The sequence below is a fragment of the Actinoplanes sp. NBC_00393 genome, from assembly GCF_036053395.1.
Classification (GTDB): Bacteria; Actinomycetota; Actinomycetes; order Mycobacteriales; family Micromonosporaceae; genus Actinoplanes.
Map to the genome: position 1 here is coordinate 294301 of NZ_CP107942.1, position 16586 is coordinate 310886.

Below are 16586 nucleotides of genomic sequence, written 5' to 3' on the forward strand. Positions count from 1 at the left end.
CCGGGTGGATGACCGCCCGGCCTCAGCTGTGTGTGGGGGCCGAGACGCGGACCGGGCGGCCGCCCGCGCCCAGCCGGACGCGTCCGTGGGTGAAGCGGGCCCGGTACGTGGAGGCGCTCAACCCGTAGTGCGCCCGGAACCGCCGCGCGAAATAGTTCTGGTCCGGCCAGCCCACATCCTGCGCGATCTGGGTGATCGGGTCGTCGGTGTGCAGCAGCAGGTTGGCCGCGGTCTCCACCCGGTGCCGGGACAGGTACGCCACCGGCGGCAACCCGGTGGTCGCCTTGAAGATCCGCACCAGGTAGCCGGCGCTCAACCCGAGTTTGTCGGCGAGTTCGGTGAGCGTCCATCGCCGCGCCAGGTCGGCCTCCATGAGCCGCATCGCCTGGGTCACCGCCGGATGCGTCGGCGCCGCCGCCTGATCCCCCGCCACCGCCCGGGACAGCACCGACAGGAACAGGATGAGCCGCCCGATGATGTCTCCCCGATGCGGCCGCGCCCGGATCTTGTCGAGCGCGTCCAGGTGTTCGATGCTTTCGGCCAGTTCGCCGGGGGAGAGGTGGGCGGTGAGCATGCCGCGCCGCTGCATGGCGTACGGGCCGGTCCACAACAGGTAGCTGAGCAGCGGGTCTTCGCGGGTCCAGGCGAGTTCGCGGTGCAGCAGGTCGACGGAGAAGCAGCAGTTGTACAGGTCCAGGGCGGCGCACTGCTCGTACCCGTGCCAGACGCCGGGCCGCAGCAGCACCACGTCGCCGACGCGCAGCTGCTGGTTGCCGAGCACGGACCGGTGCCGGCCCTCGCCGCCGACCATGACGGCGATCTCCACGAAGCTGTGCGTGTGGTCGGGGTGGGTGTCCTGGTGCATGTAGTGGCCGGCGTACGCCAGGGACCCGTCGGAGAAGTAGAGCAGGCCGCGATCGGATCCCACGGGTGGTTCGCTCATTCGCACACCAAATCACGCGGGGTCAATATCGTGCTAGCCCAGGTGCAGCTTGGCCTATCGACGGCGGTGCAGCGGAACCACGATGGAGCTGCGCCCGCAACAGGCTGTTAACCCGGGGGTAACGCTGCGGGCCGGGATCACATCGTCCTGATCACGAGGAGCCCCATGCTCGTCCTGCGCTTCGAACACCACACCGACGACACCGTGGTCAGCACGCCTACTCCGCGGCTTTCCTGGTTCGTCGAGGAGGCCGAACCCGGCTACGTCCAGCAGGCCTACGAGATCGCGATCGGCGAGGACCGGTACGCGGTCGAATCGGTGGAGCAGGTTCTGGTGCCCTGGCCGGGCGCGCCGCTGCGCTCCGGCGAGCAGAAGACGGTCAAGGTCCGGGTGCGCGGCAGCGAAGACGGCGGCTGGAGCGACTGGAGCGAGCCGAAGACGGTAGAGGCGGGCCTGAACGCCGCCGAGGACTGGACCGCACGGTTCGTCAGCCCGCAGCGGGAGGGCGACAACGTGGTGCAGAAGGCGTTCACGGTGAGCGGTGAGATCACCAGGGCCCGCCTCTACGCCACCGCCCACGGCCTCTACCGGGCCGAACTCAACGGCGAGCGGGTCGGCGACCACGAGCTCGCCCCCGGCTGGACCAGCTATTCGCGCCGCCTGCGCTACCAGGTCTACGACATCACCGATCAGATCCGGTCAGGCGAGAACAGCCTGCGCGTACTGCTCGGCAACGGCTGGTTCCGCGGCCGGCTGGGCTTCGCCCAGGGCCGCGCCCTCTACGGCGACCGGCTGGCGCTGCTGGCGCAGCTCGAGCTGACCTTCGCCGACGGCACGACGCAGCGGGTGGTCACCGACGAGACGTGGCTCGCGGACACCAGTGAGATCAAAAGCGATGATTTGTACGACGGACAGGTCACCGATCTGCGCAAGAGGCGGTCCGATCCGGGGCCGGTGGACGTGGTGGAAGCCGACCTGGACAGGCTGGTCGGCGCCGACGGCCCCCCGGTGCGGATCACCGGCGTCCGGCCCGCGGTCAAGATCGAGGGCAACCTGATCGACTTCGGCCAGAACCTGGTCGGTTGGGTGCGCCTGAAGACCCGCGGCCACGCCGAGGGCCACGAGATCGTCGTCCGGCACGCCGAGGTCCTCGAGAACGGCGAACTCGGCGTACGCCCCCTGCGCACCGCCGCCTGCACCGACAAATACGTCCTGGCCGGCCCCGGCGAGGTCAGTCTGGAGCCGTGCTTCACCTTCCACGGCTTCCGCTACGCCGAGGTCACCGGCGTAGCACCAGACGACCTGCGCCCCGAGGACATCGAGGCGGTCGTCGTCGGCTCGGATCTGCGCCGCACCGGCTGGTTCGACAGCTCCCACGAACTGCTGAACCGCTTCCACGAGAACGTCGTCTGGGGCATGCGCGGCAACTTCCTGGACGTGCCCACCGACTGCCCGCAGCGTGACGAGCGGCTCGGCTGGACCGGCGACATCCAGGTCTTCGCGCCGACCGCCGCCTTCCTGTACGACACCGCCGGTTTCCTGACGAGCTGGCTCGCCGACCTCGCTGCCGAGCAGCACAAGGACGGCTCGGTCCCGTTCGTCGTCCCGGACGTGCTGCGTGACCAGGGACCGGCCGCCGCGGCGTGGGGTGATGCAGCCACCCTGGTCCCGTGGACGGTGTATCGACGTACCGGTGACCGGCAGTTGCTGGCCCGCCAGCTGCCGAGCATGCGCGCCTGGGTGGACCGGATCGCCGACCTGGCCGGCGCCGACCTGCTGTGGACCGGCGGTTTCCAGTTCGGGGACTGGCTGGACCCGGCCGCCCCACCGGAGAACCCGTTCCAGGCCCGCACCGACGCCGACGTGATCGCCACCGCGCACCTGGCCCGCTCCGCGCAGGTGCTGTCCGAGGCGGCCGAGGTGCTGGGCGAGACCGCGATCGCGCGGCAGTACGGCGATCTGGCCGCCCGGGTCCGGGACGCCTTCGCCGCCGAGTACGTGACAGCCGGTGGCCGCGTGCTCGGAGATGCCGAAACCGCGTACGCCATGGCCTTGAACTGGGCCCTGCTGCCGGACGCGCGGCAGCGTGAGCGAGCCGGGCGCAGGCTGGCGGATCTGGTCCGCGCCTCGGGTTTCCGGATCGCGACCGGTTTCGTCGGCACCCCGCTGATCGCCGACGCGCTGACCGACGCCGGCGAGTCCGAGGTGGCCTACCGGCTGCTGCTGCAGACCGGCTGCCCGTCCTGGCTGTACGCGGTGACGATGGGCGCGACCACGGTGTGGGAGCGCTGGGACAGCATGCTGCCGGACGGGTCGATCAACCCGGGCGAGATGACCTCGTTCAACCACTACGCGCTGGGTGCGGTCGCCGACTGGCTGCACCGCCGGGTCGCCGGACTGGCCCCGGCCGCCCCCGGCTACCGGGAGATCGTCGTCGCGCCGGTTCCGGGCCACGGGCTCACCTCGGCCTCGGCTCGGCACCTCACCCCGTACGGGGAAGCGGCTGTCTCCTGGCGCCGTGCCGGCGGTGAGTTCTCCCTGGATCTGCGCGTGCCGGTGGGCAGTTCGGCAACCGTGCACCTGCCCGGCGCCGATCCGGTACGAGTAACCCATGGCACCCACTCCTGGACCATCCCGGACCCGGTCACCGAACCCTCGATCGTGACCGTGCGTGACGTCCTCGACCGGGAGCCGCTCTGGCGGTCCGTGGTCACCGCCGCCGTGGAGGCGGGCGCCGCCACCGGCGAGCCGGCCGTCGCCGCGCGGCTGAGCCGCTACCTGGACGCCCCCGCCGACCAGCTCATCGAAGCCCTCACCGCGGCCGGTTTCGTGCCGGGCGCCGCGGACCTGCGCCGCCGTCTCGCCGAGCTGCTGCCCGGCGCCGGCGTCTGAACCCCCGGAGGAAGAAGATGAAGATCAAAATAGCCCTGGCTGCGTTCGCGGCCGCCACCCTCGCGCTGTCCGGCTGCAGTGCCGGCAGCCTCGGCTCCAGCGACGACGAGGAGGGCGGCGCCGTCACGCTGTCGTTCCTGGTCGACAACTCGGACACCAACAGCAAGATGGCCGAGGGCCTGGCGAAGGAGTTCAACGCCAAGAACCCCGGCATCACGGTGAAGGTGGAGACCCGCCCGCAGGGCACCGAGGGCGACAACCTGGTCAAGACCCGGCTCTCCACCGGGGACATGACCGACGTCTTCCAGTACAACTCGGGTTCGCTGCTGCAGGCCCTCGCGCCGACGAAGAACCTGGTCGCCCTCGACGACCAGGCGTGGGCGGGGCAGCTGGACGACAACTTCAAGACGTCGGTGACCAGCGAGCAGAAGCTGTTCGGGGCGCCGTTCGGCACCTACAACGCCGGGGCGATCCTCTACAACCGGAGCGTCTACGAGAAGAACGGCCTGCAGGTCCCGAAGACGTGGGCCGAGTTCATGTCCAACAACGCCAAGCTCAAGGCGGCCGGCGTCGCCCCGGTCATCCAGTCGTACGGCGAGACCTGGACCTCGCAGCTGTTCGTCCTCGGCGACTTCCACAACGTCACGGCCGCGCAGCCCGACTTCGCCGAGAAGTACACCGCCAACCAGGCCAAGTACGCGACCACGCCGGCCGCGCTCGCCGGGTTCGAGCACCTGCAGGAGGTGCACGGCGCCGGGTACACCAACAAGGACTTCGCGTCGGCGAAGCTGAACGACGCCGTCGAGCAGCTGGCCAAGGGGACCGGCGCGCACTACCCGATCCTGTCCGGCATCATCAGCCAGCTCCTCGGCACCTTCCCCGAGGAGAAGGACACCATCGGGCTGTTCCCGATCCCCGGTGACAACGCCGCCACCAACGGGCTCACCGTCTGGGCGCCGGGTGGCGCGTACATCCCGGCCAGCACCACCGGCGCGAAGCTCGACGCGGCCAAGAAGTTCCTGGCCTTCATCTCCAGCCCGGACGGCTGCGCCGCGCAGGCCGCCGCCGTCGTGATCAACGGGCCGTTCGCGGTCAAGGGCTGCACCCTGCCGGACGACGTTCCGCAGGTGGTCAAGGACATGAAGACGTACATCGACAAGCCGGGCGCGTCCAGCCTGGCGCTGGAGTTCGTCTCCCCGGTGAAGGGCCCGGCCCTCGAGCAGATCTGCGTCGAGGTCGGCTCCGGTATCCGCAAGGCCGCGGACGGGGCGAAACTCTACGACGAGGACGTCAAGAAGCAGGCCCAGCAGCTCGGCCTGCCGGGATGGTCGTGACGGCCACACTGCCCGCCGTCAAGAAGGCGGCCCGGTCCACCGGGTCGCCTTCGGCGCGGGCGCGTAGCCCGTACCCCACCTGGTTCTTCCTGCCTGCTGCCGTGATCTACGGCGTGCTTTTCCTGGTGCCCACGTTCGCCTCGTTCTACTTCAGCCTGACCCGCTGGACGCTGTTCGAGTCGCACTTCATCGGGTTCGACAACTTCGTCCAGTTCTTCCAGGAACCCGCCCTGGTCAAGGGCTTCGTCAACACCCTGATCTACGGCGTGGTCACCTCCGGCGCCAAGGTCGTCCTCGGACTGCTGCTCGCCGTGCTGCTCACCTCCCGCATCGTGGCCTGCGGCTACCTGCGCTCGGTGGTCTTCTTCCCGGTCCTGGTCAGCACCATCGGGGTCGGCCTGACCTTCACCGTGCTGATGAACCCGGAACAGGGCCTGATCAACCAGGCGCTGGGCACGGTCGGCATCGAAGGTCCCGGTTGGCTCACCGATCCCCGGTACGCGCTGCTGTCCGTCGCCCTCGTCGATGTGTGGAAAGGCGTCGGGCTGGCCACGCTGATCTACATCGCCGGGATCGTCTCCATCCCGCAGGAGTACTTCGAGGCCGCCCGCGTCGACGGCGCGAGCGCCTGGGCGAACTTCCGGCACCTCATCCTGCCGCTGGCCCGCCCGGCCACGGTGACCGTGATCATCCTGTCGCTGATCGGCGGCCTGCGCTCGTTCGACCTGATCTGGGCGATGACCCGCGGCGGCCCCGGCTTCACCTCCGACGTGATCGCCTCGGTGATCTACAAGCAGTACCAGGCCGGCTTCTACGGCCTGTCCACCGCCGGCAACGTCGTGCTCTTCATCGTGGTCACCGCGATCGTGCTGCCGCTGTCGCGCTTCCTCAACCGCAAGGAGGTCGAGCTGTGAGGCTGCGCTCCTGGACGCTCGGCGTCACCGCGATCGTCCTCTCCGCGGTGTTCTTCCTCGTCCCGTTCGCGTTCATCCTGCTGACCGCCTCGAAGAACGCCCGCGAGGCGGCCCGGCTGGACTTCTCCTGGCCGACGTCGTTCCACTTCGTGCCGAACCTGATCGAGGTCCTCCAGGCCCGCGACTACATGCTGATCATCGCCTACATCAACAGCACGATCCTCACCGTCTCCAGCGTGGCGATCATGGTGGTGCTGGCCGCGATGGTCGCGTTCGTCCTGCAGCGCCGGGCGTCGAAGTGGAACGGTCTGATCAACTTCCTGGTGCTGTGCGGGCTGATCATCCCGCCCGCGGTGGTGCCGACCATCTGGGTCCTCGACGGGCTCGGCCTGTTCGGCACCATGCCCGGACTGATCCTGATCGAGGTCGCGTTCGGGCTCAGCTTCTGCGTACTGCTGTTCCGCGCGTTCATCTCGACCATCCCCCGAGAGCTCGACGAGGCGGCGATCATCGACGGCGCGGGCCCGCTGCGCCTCTTCTTCCGGGTGATTTTCCCGCTGCTCCGCTCGGTGATCATCACGGCGGTGGTGGTGCAGTCGGTGGCGGTCTTCAACGACTTCGTCAACCCGCTGTACTTCCTGCCCGGCTCGCAGAACGCCACCGTGCAGACCACCATCTACAACTTCGCCGGGCAGTTCGCCACCCAGTACCACCTGCTGTTCATGGACATCCTGCTGGTGACCGTCCCGCCGCTGATCATGTTCCTGTTCTTCAACCGCCGCATCGTCGCCGGCATGACCTCCGGCGCCATCAAGGGATGATCAAGGTCTATGCTTGTCGATCATCCTTTGATCGATGGGGGCAGAGATCAATGGCCGAACCACTGGACACCGGGCGGCCACATCCCGCCCGGGTGTACGACTACCTGCTCGGCGGCAAGGACAACTTCGCCGCCGACCGGGCGGCCGCCGCGGAAGGGCTCAAGGCCAACCCGGACGCGGCGACCGCGCCCCGGCAGAACCGGGCGTTCATGCAGCGCACGGTACGGTTCCTCGCCGCCGAAGCCGGAATCCGGCAGTTCCTGGACATCGGCACCGGCCTGCCCACCCCGCCGAACGTGCACCAGGTCGCCCAATCGGTCGACCCGTCGGCCCGGGTCGTCTACGCCGACAACGACCCGCTCGTGCTGACCCACGCCCGCGCCCTGCTCACCGCCGCCGGCGATGGCCGCACCACCTACCTCGACGCCGACCTGCGCGAGCCGGAGCGGATCCTGGCCTCCCCGGAACTGCGCGGTGTCCTGGACCTGGAGCAGCCGGTCGCGCTGCTGCTCTACGCCGTCCTGCACTTCTTCGAGGACGCCGCCGACCCGTACGGCATCGTCGCCCGCCTGATGGCCGAACTCCCGCACGGCAGCTACCTGGTGATCTCCCACCTGACCGGCGACCACGACCCGTCGGCGTGGGGCCGCTTCACCGAGGTCATGGGCCGGCAGGGCATCCCGACCCGCGTCCGGACCAAGGCTGAGGTCGCCCGCTTCTTCCCCGGCATGGAGATGATCGACCCCGGGGTGGTCCCGATCCTGCAGTGGCGTCCCGACTCGGAGACCTCCTATACGGATGCTCAGGTGGCGCTTTACGGAGCCGTCGGCCGCAAACACTGACCCGGTTAATCCGTGGCCCAGCGGGCAGCGGGCCGGTTAGCGTCTGGGTCGCCATCCCCTTCAACGAGGAGGTCATCATGTACCGCGACCACGACACCGAGACGTCCTTTTGAGGTCACCAACAAACGCCGCAGGGGGTTCCCTCTAGCGAGACCCAGGTCAAGCGGGGCCAGCGCTTCGTCGGCGACAAGGAGCTGATCGAAAAGCTCGGCGGCAACGACCCGTGCCCATGCGGTTCCGGGCGGCGGTTTCCGCCGGTGCTGCCGCCGCGGCGGCCGTTTCGACGACACCAACGGCCACTACTACTACCGCGACTGAGGTCGGCCGCCACTACAGCGGACTGAGCAGGCCGAAGGTGCGAACGCCAAGGACGGCTGTTGCCGCCGCGGCTGGGATCGGACGCGCCGGCCGCCCATCTCGGCGGCCGGCGCGTGTTTGCTTCGGTGGGCTGTCTGCTTGCGAAAGCGCCGCGGGGCCCGGCCACGGCTGATGCTGCTCTGTCCGGCCCCACCGGCTGCCATCGCGTGTCCGGCGGGGCCGTGTCTTGTGCGGTCACTCGACTGCTTCATCGCTCACGCCCTCCGGATCAGCCCGCGACGACCCGGCCGGTGAAGGCCGCCAGATTCGTCATCGCCCGGTCGACGCGCTCGGCCAGGCTGAGCGTCTCCTCCCGGCGAACCAGCCGCATCCTCGGCTGGCGCTTCCCCCGCAGATAGAGCGAACAGGCCAGATCAGCACAGATGTACTCGCCGACGGTGTTGCCGTTACGCCCGGCCGCACCGGCGAGCGGCGCCACGAACAGCGCCACCCCCGAAGCAGCGTGGTCGGTCAGGCAGATCCGGCACATGCTGGACCGCATAGCACTGACCTTGCGCGCTTCCGGCCGGCGCAGCACCAGACCGACCGGCCCGTCCGAACCGGGCGCGACCAGCAGCGCCCGCTGCGGAGCACCCGGGTCGGTCCAGCCGAGAAAGTCCAGGTCGCCCCACGGAACGCTGCCGTCCGCAAAGCCCGAGGGCATCTTGATCCGGCTCGCCTCGCCTTTGCTGCAGTTGACGAAGGCGGCCCGGATCGCCCGCTCATCGAGTGGTTCCATGTCGGCGAAGCTAGCCCGCCCCACCCCGACGATCACCCGATTTTCCGCTTGCACCCCACCCGAGGGCCCTGGCTGACGCTGAGGGCTGTTTCGGTGGCCGGGAAGCGACCGTGAGCGTCAGCTGAGAGGGCGTGGCTGACGGTCAGGGCTGCTTCGGTGGCCGGGAAGCGACCGTGAGCGCCAGCTGAGAGGGCGTGGCTGACGGTCAAGGCTGCTTCGGCGGGCGGGAAGGGACACTGGGCGTCAGCCCGGGTTGATCACGCGGGCTGAGGTGGCTCAGCACCGAAGCGCGGAGTGAGCGGCCTGCGGCAGCCTGCGCCGGGAGACGTGAGGCGGCCTGGCCAGGCTGAGATCTACGCCGTATGGAGTACGCGATACGTGATGGGGCATGGTGTGGCCATGGCGACGATTCTGATCACCGGGTCCAGCGACGGCATCGGGCGGCACACCGCGGCCACCCTCGCCGACCAGGGGCACCGCGTGGTGCTGCACGGACGTAACGAACAGCGGGCCGAGGAGGCGCTCAAGGCGGTCCCGGCGGCTGCCGGCGTGCTGGTCGGCGACCTGGCCTCGCTGGCGCAGACCCGCGAGCTGGCCGAGAAGGCGGCGAAGTACGACGTGGTGATCCACAACGCGGGAATCGGTGGTGGGCAGAGCGCCCCGGTGATCACCGAGGACGGCCTCGAACGCATCTTCCAGGTGAATACGCTCGCGCCGTACCTTCTGACCGCTCTTCTGCCGGCGCCCGCCCGGCTGGTCTATCTGACCTCGGGCCTGGAGGCGAACGGGCAGCCCCGCCTGGACGACCTGCAGTGGCGGGACCGCCCGTGGAACGGCATGCAGGCCTACAGCGACTCGAAGCTGTACGACGTGATGCTCGCGTTCGCCGTCGCCCGCCTCTGGCCGGGCACCCTGAGCAACGCGGTCGATCCGGGCTGGATCCGCACCCGGATGGGCGGCCCCGGAGCCACCGACGACCTGCCGGAAGGCTCCGAGACCCAGGTGTGGCTCGCCACCGCGCCGGACGCGACGGTGACGGGCCACTACTTCAAGCGGCGCGAGTCGCTGCGGGCACACCCGCAGGCGTACGACGAAGCCCTGCAGAACGAGCTGCTGGCCCGCTGCGCCGAGCTGACCGGAACCCCGCTCACGCCTCGTTGAGCGGCCCGGTCGGCAGCTCGCGCCGCAGCACCTTGCCGGTCGGGTTGCGCGGCAGTTCGTCGAGGAAGACCACGTCGCGCGGGACCTTGTAGCGGGCCAGGTTCGCCTTCACGAAGTCCTTGATCTCCTGCGGGTCCCGCGCCGACGCGGAAGTGGGCACGATGAACGCGCGCAGCCGTTTGCCGAAGTCCGGGTCGTCGACGCCGATCACCGCGGCCTCCAGGACGTCGTCGCGGCTGACGAGCAGGTTCTCCACCTCGACCGGGTAGACGTTCTCGGCGCCGGAGATGATCATGTCGTCGTCGCGGCCGTCGATGAACAGCAGGCCCTCGTCGTCGAAGTGCCCCTGGTCGCCGGTGGCCATGTACCCGTCGATGACCTGTTTGTGCTGGCCGTCGGTGTAGCCCTCGAACGGGATGCCGGTCCGCACGAACACCCGCCCGTGCGCGTGCGGCCGGTCGATCCGTTTGTCCTGGTTGTCGAAGAGCGCCACGTGCACGGTGACCGGCGGTTTCCCGACCGTCCCCGGCGCGCGGCGCGACTCGGCGGGCTGGGCGACCGCGGCGACGGCGACCTCGGTCGAGCCGTACACGTTGTAGATGATGTCGCCGAACTGATCGTGGAAGCGGGCGGTCAACTCGGGGGCGAGGGCGGAGCCGGCCACGAAGACGGTCTTCAGCGACGAGGTGTCGTACTTGTTGATGATCTCCGGGCCCAGGGCGAGGATGCGGGTGAGCATCGTCGGGACCGCGACCAGCATCTGTGCCCGGTGTTCGGCGATCGCCTGCAGGATGCGTTCGGCGTCGAAGCGGCGCAGCAGGATCGCGTGGTTGGACAGCGACAACCCGACCGTCCACGCGCCGAAACCGGTGCTGTGGAACAGCGGTGACGCGAACACCGCGGCGCCCTGCCGGGGGAACGGGATCCGGTCCGCGATCAGGGCGCTGGCCAGCGGCGACACCTTGGTCCGCGGTGCGCCCTTGGGCAGCCCGGTGGTGCCGCTGGTGAGGATGATGAAACCGCCCGGCCGGTCCGGCGGCGGCAGCGGGGTCACCGGGTTCGCCGCGATCAGCTCGTCGATCGACGGATCGGCGCCTGAAGAAGAACCCGAACCCCAGGTCAGGTAGCGGGGGATGTCGTCGGGCAGCCCGTCGACCAGGCCGGCGAACTCCTCGTCGTACAGCACCACCCGTACCCTCTCCCGGGCCACCACCTCAGCCAACTGCTGCCTGGCCAGGCCGGTGTTCATCAGCGCCAGGCGCAGCGTGGCGCGGGCCGTGCCGCTGATCGCGAGCAGCAGGCCGCGGTGGTCGCGGGCGAGCACACCGACCACCGAGCGGTCCGGCAGGCCGTGCTTCTTCAGGGCGTGGGCCAGCGCGTTGGACTGCTCGTCGAGCTGGCGGTAGGTGAGGGTGCCGCGTTCGTCGGTGACCGCGGGCAGGCCGGGGTGCTCGACGGCCGCCTTCATGATCAGGGCGGCTTGCGGGCCGAGACGCTTGTTGTTGACGGCGGCGCGCACGAGCCGGCGCGGGTGCAGCAGGTTGACGATGCCGATCTGATGCATACGGAGGACGGCACGCAGATGTTCGATCATGTCGGGAGGTCCTTCCAGATGGGCGTGCGCTTCTCGGCGTACGCGCGGACACCCTCCACGGCGTCCTCGGAGCCGATCACCTCACCGGCGATGTCCGCGAGCCGGTCGAAGGCCTCCGCGGAACTCCAGTCGTGATGTTCGTCGGCGATCCGCTTGGAGAGGTACACCGCGAGGGGCGCGTTGGCCGCTATGTCGTGTGCCAGGTCGAGTGCGGTTTCCAGGGCCTTGCCGGACGGGGTGACGCGGTTGATCAATCCGAGGTCGTACAGGCGGCGGGCCGGCATCGGCGCGCCGGTCAGGGCCAGTTCCAGGGCGGTGCTGCGGGGCAGGCTCCGGGCGAGCCGCAGGACGCCACCGGCGGCGGCGACCAGTCCCCGCTTGACCTCGGGGATGCCGAAGACGGCGTCCTCCGCGGCCACGATCAGGTCGGCGGCGAGTGCGAGTTCGCACCCGCCGGCCAGGGCGGCGCCCTCCACCGCGGCGATCAGCGGTTTGCGGGGCGGCCGCGCGGTCAGGCCGAGCAGCCCACGGCCCTCGGTCACCGGATATTCGCCGCGGGCCGCGGCCTTGAGATCCATCCCGGAGCAGAACGCGGTGTCGCTTCCGGTCAGCACGGCGACGCGGGCTTGCGGATCTTTCTCGTACGCGTCGACGGCCTTCTCCAGCGCGCGGGCGGTGGCCAGGTCGACGGCGTTGCGGACGGCCGGCCGGTTCAGCCGGATCACGGTGACCGGGCCGTGCCATTCGACGAGCACCGGCGGCGCACCGGCGGCCGGCAGCGCGACGGCCGTGGTGCCGGAGACCGCGAACCCGTCGGTGGTGATCTCCAGCTGCCAGCCCAGCGGGTCCTCGGCGAGCAGCCGGTCGATCAGCGCCCGGTCGAAGACACGGCGCACCACCCGGTCGCCGGTCGCGGTGATCGCGGTGACGATGCCGGACTCCGGCTCGCCGTCCCTGCCGTAGGGGACGGTGTAGGCCTCGAGCATCGCCGGACCGGTCCAGCCGGTGTCGACCTTGCGGGCGGCCGGGCGCGGCAGGCGCAGGTCAGCGTCGATGTCCCGGAAGCCGCGCCGCGGCGGCTGCGCCGACAGCACGGTCGCGGCGTGCTTGGTCAGATACCACCCCAGCGCGGTGGCCAGGCCGAAACCATCCGGGTCAGACCGCAGCCGGGGTACGAGATTAGCGACCGCATGACTGCTGTAGTTGTTGCCCGGCCCACCGGCGAAGGTCAGCCCGCCGGTGACAGTCAGCGGACGTTCCGGGTCGTCGAGCGGCAGCCCCAGCTCGGCCGCGCCGATCTCGATCGCGGACGGGAAGCACGCGTACAGATCGAGGTGCCGGATGTCGTCGATGGACAGCCCGGAGTGCTCGAGCACGGCCCCGCCGGCGGCGCGGATCGCGGGCGACGAGGCGAGGTCGTCGCGCTCGGTGACGAACCATTCGTCGGTGGCGTGTGCCCCGGCGTGCAGGAACACCCACCGGTCCTGCGGCACGCCGGCCCTCTGCGCGGCGGCCGCGCTGCACACGATGATCCCGCTGGCCTGGTTGACCTGTAGGTTCGCGGTGAGCAGCTTCGGGTACGGCGCGGAGATCGGCCGGTTGTCGTCGCTCGTCGCGGCCAGCTCCCCGGGGGTGTGCCGTTCCGGGCGCCAGGCGTGCGGGTTGTCCGCGGCCACGCCGGAGAACCGGGACCACAACGCGGTGATCTGCTGCCGGTGCTGCTCGGGGCTCAGCCCGAGCCGGCCGCGGATCGCGGACTCGATCAGCGCGTACACGTAGATCGGCGCGACCAGGCCGGCCTCGATCTCCACGTCGGTGTTCGGGGTGGTGTCCACGCCGACCGTGCGACCCGGCGCGGTGCCTTCCGGTTGCCCCGGCCAGGCGAGGTCCCGGCCGGCACGTTCGGCGGCGGCCGCGGTGGCAGCGGCCTCGGCGCCGCCGAGAAGAGCGATCTCGGTACGTCCGGACGCGATCTCCGCGGCCACATCGTTGAGCAGCCGCAGCGACCCGTCCCCACCGAAGATGCTGGTCTGCACCGTTTCGTCGGGCTTCGCCCCGACCGCTTCAGCGATCAGCGCGGCGCCGTCCGGGTACTGCCAGGACACGCTGGCGACATAACCGACCGTGTCGGCCGCGGCCAGCAGGGCAGCGCCGGGTCCTGCCTCAGCCCCACCCGCGCCCACACCGGAAGCCGAGCCCGTGCCCGAAGCCGAGCCCGCACCGGCGTCCTGCGCCGCCAGCCGCAGCGCGCGGACCGCGAGCGAGACCGGGTCGCCGCCGAGTGGCTCGGTGGACCGCTCGGAGACCTGCCCGACCCCGACGATCACCGGCGTCCACGGGTCGATGTCCTGCCCGCTGCGCTCATGCCGGATCGGTGCCGGCTTCGCCCGCGCCGGCCGTGGGGGAGCGGGGCGCGCGGTTGCCGTGCCGGCCCGGCCGGTGGTTCGCGCGCCCGAGGCGGCCTGCGAGCCGGTGCCGGCCTGCACGCTGCCGCCGGGAGCCGGCCGAGTGACGACCTCGGCGAGCCGGGAGAGCGACTTCTGCATGGCCTCGGCCAGGTTGCGGGCGACCATCGGCCCGAGCGGCCCGTCAGCAGTGCCGCCCTCCACGCCGCCGTCGATGCGAACCGTCGTCCCGCCCACGGTCGGCACGAGCGACAGGTAGAACCCGACGACGATCCCCATCGGACCGGTTCCGTCCAGCCACACCGTACGAGGCTGATCGAGGCCGACCACCGTCCACCGCACCTCGGTCGGCATGCCCATCAGCTTGACGCGCTGCGCGAAGCGCGCGCCGACCTCGATCGAACCCGATGGCGTCCCCGGCCAGCCGGTGTGCATGACCAGCCAGTCGGCCATCCGCGCCGGCTCGGCGAGCACCGCGAAGACCGCATCGGGTGACGCCGAGATCTCCGCGGCCGCCGTGAACGGGTAGGCCAGCTCCCGCGGCGGCTCGACAGCGGGCGGCGTGTCCGGCGCCTTGGGCGACCGGGTGATCCGGCTCAGGACGGTTCCGGCCACGGCCCCGCCGACAGCGAGCAGACGACCCAGCATCGACATCCCCCTAACAGTCTGCCGTGACGGTAAATGGGTGACCTGAGTCACGGCAAGGGCTGATCAAATTCGGCGGAGACAAAACTAACCGTCACGTCGTACGGTATCTGGGTGTCCGCTCAACCCCGGCGCACCCAAGCGCAGCGCAGCGAATCGACCCGGATCAAAATTCTGGACGCCACCGTCCAGTGCCTGGTCGAGCGCGGCTATGCCGAGACGACCACCTCCGAGGTGATCGCCCGCGCCGACGTGCCCCGCGGCACCCTGCTGCACCACTTCCCGACCAAGGTGGACCTGCTGGTCGCCGCGGTGCAGCACGTCGCCCGCCGCCGTCTCGACGGCCTCGCCGCCGAGCTGGCCGCCGCTGAGCTGGCCGCGCCCGGCGGCGCCGACCGCCTCGACGCCCTGATCGACATCCTCTGGCGGCACTTCTCCTCACCGCTGTTCTGGGCCGCCCTCGAGTTGTGGAACGCGGCCCGCACCGACGCCGAGCTGCGCGACGCGCTGGTCCCGGTGGAGAAGGAGGTCTTCGGTGTGCTGCACGAGCAGTCCCGCGGCCTGCTCGAGGCGTCCATGCCCGGCGACCCGCGCCTGGCCACAGTGATCCAGCTCAGCTTCGAGGTGCTCACCGGTTCCGCCATGACCGGCATCGTCAGCGGCGACCTGGCCCGCCGCGAGCTGCTCATCCGCCGCTGGAAACGCGCCGCCGCCGTCCTGCTCGGCCGCCGAGACCCCGACACCCTGGTCGAACGTCCCGCAAAGGAGCGCAAGTGACGTACCTCAACCCCTTTGACACTCCCGAACGGTCCGATCTGCGGGCCGCCATGACGCAGTTCGTCAGCCGCGAGATCACGCCGCACCTCACCGACTGGGAGAAGGCCGGCGAGATCCCCCGCGACCTGCACGAACGGGCCGCCAAGGCCGGCCTGTACGGGATCGGGTTCGCCGAGGAGCACGGCGGCGAGGGCGGCGACACGGTCGACACCGTGGTGGCCACCGAGGCGTTCCTGGAGGCCGGCGGCTCGTCCGGCGCGCACGCCGCGATCTTCACCCACGGCATCGCGCTGCCGCACATGGTCGCGACCGGCGACCCCGCCCTGATCGACCGGTTCGTGCGGCCCACCCTGGCGGGGGAGAAGGTCAGCGCGCTCGGCATCACCGAGCCGGACGCCGGCTCCGACGTCGCCCACCTGCGCACCACGGCGGTCCGCGACGGCGAGCACTACGTGGTCAACGGCGCGAAGATGTTCATCACCTCCGGCGTGCGCGCCGACTTCGTCACCACCGCGGTGCGGACCGGCGGGCCGGGCGCCGGCGGGATCAGCCTGCTGGTCATCGAGAAGGACACGCCCGGTTTCACGGTGTCCCGCAAGCTCGACAAGATGGGCTGGCTCTGCTCGGACACCGCGGAGCTGGCGTTCAGCGACTGCCGGGTGCCGGCCGCCAACCTGATCGGCGCGGAGGACAGCGGGTTCTTCCTGATCGCCCAGGTCTTCGTCCCCGAGCGGATCATCGCGGCGGTCCACGCGTACGCCACCGCCCAGCGCTGCCTGGACCTGACCCTGGCGTACGCCCGTGAGCGCACCACCTTCGGCAAGCCGCTGATCGCCCGGCAGGTGGTGCAGCACAAGCTGGTGCAGATGCGGCAGCGCATCGAGCTGGCCCGCGCGTACACCCGGCAGGTCGCCATCCGGCACGCCGCCGGCGAACAGGTCATCGGCGAGGTCTGCCTGGCCAAGAACGCCGCCGTCGACACCTGCAAGTACGTGGTGGACGAGGCCGTCCAGTTGCACGGCGGCATGGGCTACATGCGCGAGTCGGAGGTGGAACGCCACTACCGCGACACCCGGATCCTGGGCATCGGGGCCGGCGCGACCGAGGTGATGACCGACCTGGCCGCCAAGATGTTCGGTTACGGCCGCTGACGGGTACCGCT

The 16586-nt window shown here is 70.4% G+C and carries 13 protein-coding genes; 9 read left to right on the forward strand and 4 right to left on the reverse strand.

The window, feature by feature from the left end:
* Positions 1-22: 22 nt before the first annotated feature.
* Positions 23-943 (reverse strand): AraC family transcriptional regulator, encoded by a 921-nt coding sequence (locus OHA21_RS01280; protein WP_328469233.1) that lies wholly within the window; start codon positions 941-943, stop codon positions 23-25.
* A 165-nt stretch (positions 944-1108) separates the two neighbouring features.
* Between OHA21_RS01280 and OHA21_RS01285 the strand changes: the two genes are divergently transcribed.
* The 6 genes from OHA21_RS01285 (at position 1109) to OHA21_RS52650 (ending at position 8090) form a co-directional block, all read left to right on the forward strand.
* Positions 1109-3835 (forward strand): glycoside hydrolase family 78 protein, encoded by a 2727-nt coding sequence (locus OHA21_RS01285; protein ID WP_328469235.1) that lies wholly within the window; start codon positions 1109-1111, stop codon positions 3833-3835.
* Positions 3836-3852: 17 nt separating this feature from the next.
* Complete coding sequence (locus OHA21_RS01290) at positions 3853-5169, forward strand: ABC transporter substrate-binding protein (protein ID WP_328469237.1); 1317 nt, start codon at positions 3853-3855, stop codon at positions 5167-5169.
* Complete coding sequence (locus OHA21_RS01295; protein ID WP_328469239.1) at positions 5166-6083, forward strand: carbohydrate ABC transporter permease; 918 nt, start codon at positions 5166-5168, stop codon at positions 6081-6083. The genes OHA21_RS01290 and OHA21_RS01295 overlap by 4 nt, the downstream gene beginning before the upstream one ends.
* On the forward strand, positions 6080-6904 hold the full coding sequence (locus OHA21_RS01300) for a carbohydrate ABC transporter permease (protein ID WP_328469241.1): 825 nt from the start codon (positions 6080-6082) through the stop codon (positions 6902-6904). The genes OHA21_RS01295 and OHA21_RS01300 overlap by 4 nt, the downstream gene beginning before the upstream one ends.
* A 50-nt stretch (positions 6905-6954) precedes the next feature.
* Positions 6955-7746, forward strand: a complete 792-nt coding sequence (locus tag OHA21_RS01305) for an SAM-dependent methyltransferase (RefSeq protein ID WP_328469243.1) — start codon at positions 6955-6957, stop codon at positions 7744-7746.
* Positions 7747-7943: 197 nt separating this feature from the next.
* Positions 7944-8090, forward strand: a complete 147-nt coding sequence (locus OHA21_RS52650; RefSeq protein ID WP_442875148.1) for an SEC-C metal-binding domain-containing protein — start codon at positions 7944-7946, stop codon at positions 8088-8090.
* 242 nt (positions 8091-8332) lie between these two features.
* Here OHA21_RS52650 and OHA21_RS01310 read toward each other — a convergent pair whose 3' ends face one another.
* The gene (locus OHA21_RS01310) at positions 8333-8842 is read right to left on the reverse strand and encodes an FBP domain-containing protein (protein WP_328469245.1); all 510 of its coding nucleotides are present in this window, start codon (positions 8840-8842) and stop codon (positions 8333-8335) included.
* A 399-nt stretch (positions 8843-9241) separates the two neighbouring features.
* Here OHA21_RS01310 and OHA21_RS01315 point away from each other — a divergent pair, with 399 nt between their 5' ends.
* The gene (locus OHA21_RS01315) at positions 9242-10003 is read left to right on the forward strand and encodes an SDR family NAD(P)-dependent oxidoreductase (RefSeq protein WP_328469247.1); all 762 of its coding nucleotides are present in this window, start codon (positions 9242-9244) and stop codon (positions 10001-10003) included.
* Here OHA21_RS01315 and OHA21_RS01320 read toward each other — a convergent pair.
* Both OHA21_RS01320 and OHA21_RS01325 read right to left on the reverse strand, forming a co-directional pair.
* Positions 9990-11597, reverse strand: a complete 1608-nt coding sequence (locus tag OHA21_RS01320) for an AMP-binding protein (RefSeq protein WP_328469249.1) — start codon at positions 11595-11597, stop codon at positions 9990-9992. The genes OHA21_RS01315 and OHA21_RS01320 overlap by 14 nt on opposite strands.
* A complete protein-coding gene (locus OHA21_RS01325; protein WP_328469251.1) occupies positions 11594-14656 on the reverse strand; it encodes a type II toxin-antitoxin system Rv0910 family toxin in 3063 nt (1020 codons plus the stop codon). The genes OHA21_RS01320 and OHA21_RS01325 overlap by 4 nt, the downstream gene beginning before the upstream one ends.
* Before the next feature lie 105 nt (positions 14657-14761).
* On the opposite strand from OHA21_RS01325, the gene OHA21_RS01330 reads away from it, so the two are divergent.
* Together OHA21_RS01330 and OHA21_RS01335 are read left to right on the forward strand one after the other, a co-directional pair.
* Positions 14762-15424 carry a TetR/AcrR family transcriptional regulator gene (locus OHA21_RS01330; RefSeq protein ID WP_328469253.1) on the forward strand — a complete coding sequence of 221 codons (663 nt, stop codon included), beginning with the start codon at positions 14762-14764 and terminating at the stop codon, positions 15422-15424.
* Positions 15421-16575, forward strand: a complete 1155-nt coding sequence (locus OHA21_RS01335) for an acyl-CoA dehydrogenase family protein (RefSeq protein WP_328469255.1) — start codon at positions 15421-15423, stop codon at positions 16573-16575. Before OHA21_RS01330 ends, OHA21_RS01335 begins: the two co-directional genes overlap by 4 nt.
* Positions 16576-16586: the final 11 nt, after the last annotated feature.

Coding starts and splice junctions, on each gene's coding strand:
- OHA21_RS01280 (WP_328469233.1), bottom strand. CDS start 943: ATGAGCGAACCACCCGTGGGATCCGATCGCGGCCTGCTCTACTTCTCC.
- OHA21_RS01315 (WP_328469247.1), top strand. CDS start 9,242: ATGGCGACGATTCTGATCACCGGGTCCAGCGACGGCATCGGGCGGCAC.
- OHA21_RS01310 (WP_328469245.1), bottom strand. CDS start 8,842: ATGGAACCACTCGATGAGCGGGCGATCCGGGCCGCCTTCGTCAACTGC.
- OHA21_RS01320 (WP_328469249.1), bottom strand. CDS start 11,597: ATGATCGAACATCTGCGTGCCGTCCTCCGTATGCATCAGATCGGCATC.
- OHA21_RS01285 (WP_328469235.1), top strand. CDS start 1,109: ATGCTCGTCCTGCGCTTCGAACACCACACCGACGACACCGTGGTCAGC.
- OHA21_RS01325 (WP_328469251.1), bottom strand. CDS start 14,656: ATGTCGATGCTGGGTCGTCTGCTCGCTGTCGGCGGGGCCGTGGCCGGA.
- OHA21_RS01290 (WP_328469237.1), top strand. CDS start 3,853: ATGAAGATCAAAATAGCCCTGGCTGCGTTCGCGGCCGCCACCCTCGCG.
- OHA21_RS01305 (WP_328469243.1), top strand. CDS start 6,955: ATGGCCGAACCACTGGACACCGGGCGGCCACATCCCGCCCGGGTGTAC.